This window comes from Thermoanaerobaculia bacterium (assembly GCA_035717485.1).
GTDB lineage: Bacteria > Acidobacteriota > Thermoanaerobaculia > UBA5066 > DATFVB01 > DATFVB01.
In genome coordinates this window covers 1-3,385 of record DASTIQ010000099.1, presented here as the reverse complement: position 1 = coordinate 3,385, position 3,385 = coordinate 1, and the positions used below count along the sequence as shown (strand labels likewise).

General features: G+C 72.9%; 4 protein-coding genes. 2 read left to right on the top strand and 2 right to left on the bottom strand.

Going from position 1 to position 3,385, the window contains the following annotated elements; genetic code table 11:
• Both VFS34_05315 and VFS34_05310 read left to right on the top strand, forming a co-directional pair.
• On the top strand, positions 1 to 223 hold a 223-nt coding region (locus VFS34_05315), incomplete at its 5' end, for a hypothetical protein (protein HET9793862.1).
• Entirely contained in the window at positions 223 to 1,131 is a 909-nt protein-coding gene (locus VFS34_05310; GenBank protein ID HET9793861.1) for a squalene/phytoene synthase family protein, read from the top strand. The genes VFS34_05315 and VFS34_05310, both read left to right, overlap by 1 nt.
• Before the next feature lie 68 nt (positions 1,132 to 1,199).
• Here VFS34_05310 and VFS34_05305 read toward each other — a convergent pair whose 3' ends face one another.
• A complete protein-coding gene (locus VFS34_05305) occupies positions 1,200 to 2,195 on the bottom strand; it encodes a lysylphosphatidylglycerol synthase domain-containing protein (protein HET9793860.1) in 996 nt (331 codons plus the stop codon).
• Positions 2,192 to 3,385: bacteriohopanetetrol glucosamine biosynthesis glycosyltransferase HpnI (hpnI, locus tag VFS34_05300; protein ID HET9793859.1), on the bottom strand; the 1,194-nt coding region annotated here is incomplete at its 5' end. The genes VFS34_05305 and hpnI, both read right to left, overlap by 4 nt.

Here is a 3,385-nt window from a genome sequence, read left to right as displayed (position 1 = left end):
GTTCCTCGCGATCCGAGGCGTCGTCGACGCCGCGGGCGACGAGTTCCCGGACGCGGTTCGGAGCGCGTGGACCGAGAACGGCGTCGACCGCCTCGCCGTCGTCGTCCGGGCGATCCTCCGCCCCCGGGAGATTCCCGCGCTCCTTCGCCTCCGGCGCCGCACGCGGCGCGCGATGGAGGCGATCGCCGGCATCCTCCCGGCGGTTCTCCGGGCGGAGACCTGATGGCGGATCTCGACCGGCTGCTGGAGCGGACGAGCCGCACGTTCGCGCTGTCGATCCCGCTCCTTCCCGAGCCCACTCGCCGGGAAGTCGGGATCGCGTATCTCCTCTTCCGGATCGCGGACACGTTCGAGGACGCCACCCTCTGGGAACCCGCGCGGCGCATCGAGGCGCTCGGCGAGTTCGCGGCGCTCCTCCGGAACGGAACCGCCGGGGACGAAGCCGCCGCGGCCCGGCGATGGATCGCCTCCCCGCCGTGCACGCAGGAGGGATACGTGGAGCTCCTGGCCGAGTCGCCCGGCGTCCTCGCCGACTTCCGGTCGCTCTCGCCGGGAGCGGTCGCGACCATCCGCGAGCACGTCGCCGAATCGGCGGAAGGGATGGCTCGATTCGTGCGGCGGATGTCCGGCGCGGGAGAGCTGCGGCTGGCCGACCTCGCCGACCTCCGCGCCTATTGCTACGTCGTGGCGGGAATCGTCGGGGAGATGCTCACCGATCTCTTCCTGCTCGGCCGCGGGGAGCTCGATCCGATCGCGGCCTTTCTCCGCGAGCGCGCGGCGCGTTTCGGCGAGGGGCTGCAGCTCGTCAACATCCTCAAGGACGCCGGCTCCGACCGGACGGAAGGACGAAGCTATCTCCCCGAGACCGTGGCGCGCGCCGAAGTGTTCGCGCTGTCCCGCCGCGACCTCGGCGAGGCGTCCGAGTACGTCCTCGCCCTGCAGCGAGGCGGCGCGCCGCCGGGCGTCGTCGGTTTCACGGCCCTTCCCGTCGAGCTCGCCTGGGCGACGCTCGAGCGCGTCGAGAAGCACGGGCCGGGTGCCAAGGTCCCTCGTCCCCAGGTGTACCGGATCGTTTCGAAACTGAGGCGGGACATCGAACGCGGCCGCCCGGCCGTTCGCCCGCGGGGCTGAGCCCGCCCGGCGACACGTGACGGTGGGCGCCTCCCGACGATCGCGAGGCGCGGGGAAGCCGCAAACGGTCACACCGGATCGGTTTTCGTCGGGCGTTCCGCGGCGCGCCGTCTTTCCAGTTCCGCGAAGGTGACGAGTCCTGCCAGAGCCCACGCCAGCTCGCGCAATCGCCGCACGAGGCCCAGGGCGAATCCCTGGGACGGGCGGAGCCCGAGAGCCGCGAAGATCGCGACCTTTCCCCCTTCCTGCGTTCCGGCCTTCGCCGGAACGAAGAAGAACGCCGTCTCGACGAGGACCGAGAGCGATTCGATCGAGAACGCCGTGCCCCAGGAAACGGGCGTGCCGAGGAAGCTCAGGATCAGCCAGGCCTCCACGATGCCGACGCTCCACGCGCCGAGGAAACAAAGGACCGCGCCGGCGAGGTCGAGGGGTCTCGATCGGAACGCGCCGAAGATCTCCCGGTCGAGCGCCTCGGCGCCTTCCGCGTCGGTGAACCGGCGGAGAAAGGCGAATCGCCGCGTCAGACGGTCGATCCGGCGGAAGCCGTCCGACCGTACGGCGAGAAAGACGAGCCCGGCGGCGAGCGCCGCCAGGAAACCGAGCGGAATCGCCGCCGCGGCCGCCCAGCGGCCGGCGAGCAGCCGCGGCAGACAATACACGATTCCGGCGGCGACGAAGATCACCTGGGAGAAGAACTGGGTCACGACGAGGAGCACGACCGAGGCGATCGCCGGCGTGGCCGCGACGAAGCGGCGCAGGAGCGCGATCCGCACGAGCTCGCCGCCGACGGCGGCCGAGGGCGTGACGTAGTTGACGGCGTCGCCCGCGATCCGCATCGCGAAGAGGGAACGGAACGGGACGCGGCCGCGGTCCTCCCGCGAGAGTCCGAACCGCCAGCCGAGCGTGTCGAACGCGAACGTGACCGTCCCGAGCGCGACGAGCAGGAGGAGCCGGGCGCCGACCCGCCGGAGATCGGCCGCGAGCGCGCCGGGGCCGATCCGGAAGACGAGCCAGACGAAGAGCGCGGTCCCCGCGGCGAGGAAGACCCTCGAGAGGGCCTTCACCGCGGACGCGCCGGCGCGATCCGGCCGTCCCGTCCGATCCGGAACCGCTCGCCCCGCCACTCGACCGTCCGCCCGAAGAATCCCGCGAGCCAGAGACCGAACGCGGCGAGATCCCGCAGAGGAACGAGCGCGATGCCCCGCCGGACGGAAGGGTCCTCGAGCGCCCCGGCGCCGACGACCCAGGCCATCGCCAGGCGCGACGCGACGGCGGCGGCGGCGACGGCCGTGCCGGCCGGCGAGGCGCCGGTCGCGGCGAGGAGAAGGAGCGCGAGCACGGTGGACTGCGTGACGAAGAGGCCCGCGTAGCCTCCGGGACGCGCCGCTCGGATCCCTCGGTTCCAGCGGATCTGCCGGCGCGCGTAGGCGGCGAACGTCACGGATCCGAGCTCGTGGTCGAGGACGGGAAGGGCCAGAACGACCTTCCGGCCCGCGCGGGCGGGAAGCCGCCCGAGCATCAGATCGTCGGCGAGGTACGGAGCGAGCGCGGAAAATCCTCCGATCGCTTCGAGGACGTCGCGCCGCACGAGAACGCCCGCCCCGAGCGCGAAGCGCAGCCCCTCGAGCTTCCGGGCGACGAAGACCGACGGCTGGAATTCCGTCGCGTTCCCGAGCGCCTGCAGGACCCCTCCCCAGCCGCGGCCGTGCGAGCGATACGGCGACGTGACGACGCCCACCCCGGGCTCGGCCGCGGCCGCCGCGATCCGCCGCAGGTAATCGCGCGGAGCGCGCACGTCGCTGTCGGACACGAGGATCAGCGAATGCCGCGCGTGCGGCTCGAGGTTCGCGAGATTCCGGACCTTCGGATTCCCGGCCCCGCGGTCTCCGCCGGCCACGATCTCGACGTCGAGCCCGGGATGCTCGCGGGCGATCCGGCGCGCGGCGTCGAGCCCCGGGTCGTCGCCGTCGAGCGCGCCGAAAAGGAGCTGGAACTCCGGATAGTCCTGCTCGGCGAACGTGAGGAAATTCCGCCCGGCGTCCTCCTCCGCGCCCCGGATCGGCTTCAGGACCGAAATCGGCGGGAGCTCCGGCGCGTCGGGGGCGGGGGTCTCGCCGAAGAAATCGCGCGCGGCCGCGATCGCCAGGAGCGCGTAGGCCACCGCCCCGGAGCAGGAAGCGTACAGCGCGGCCCGGACGACCGCCGCGACCATCAGGGCGCGAGCGCCGCCGCCGGGCGGAAATCGGCGGACGTC

Coding starts and splice junctions, on each gene's coding strand:
- VFS34_05310 (HET9793861.1), top strand. CDS start 223: ATGGCGGATCTCGACCGGCTGCTGGAGCGGACGAGCCGCACGTTCGCG.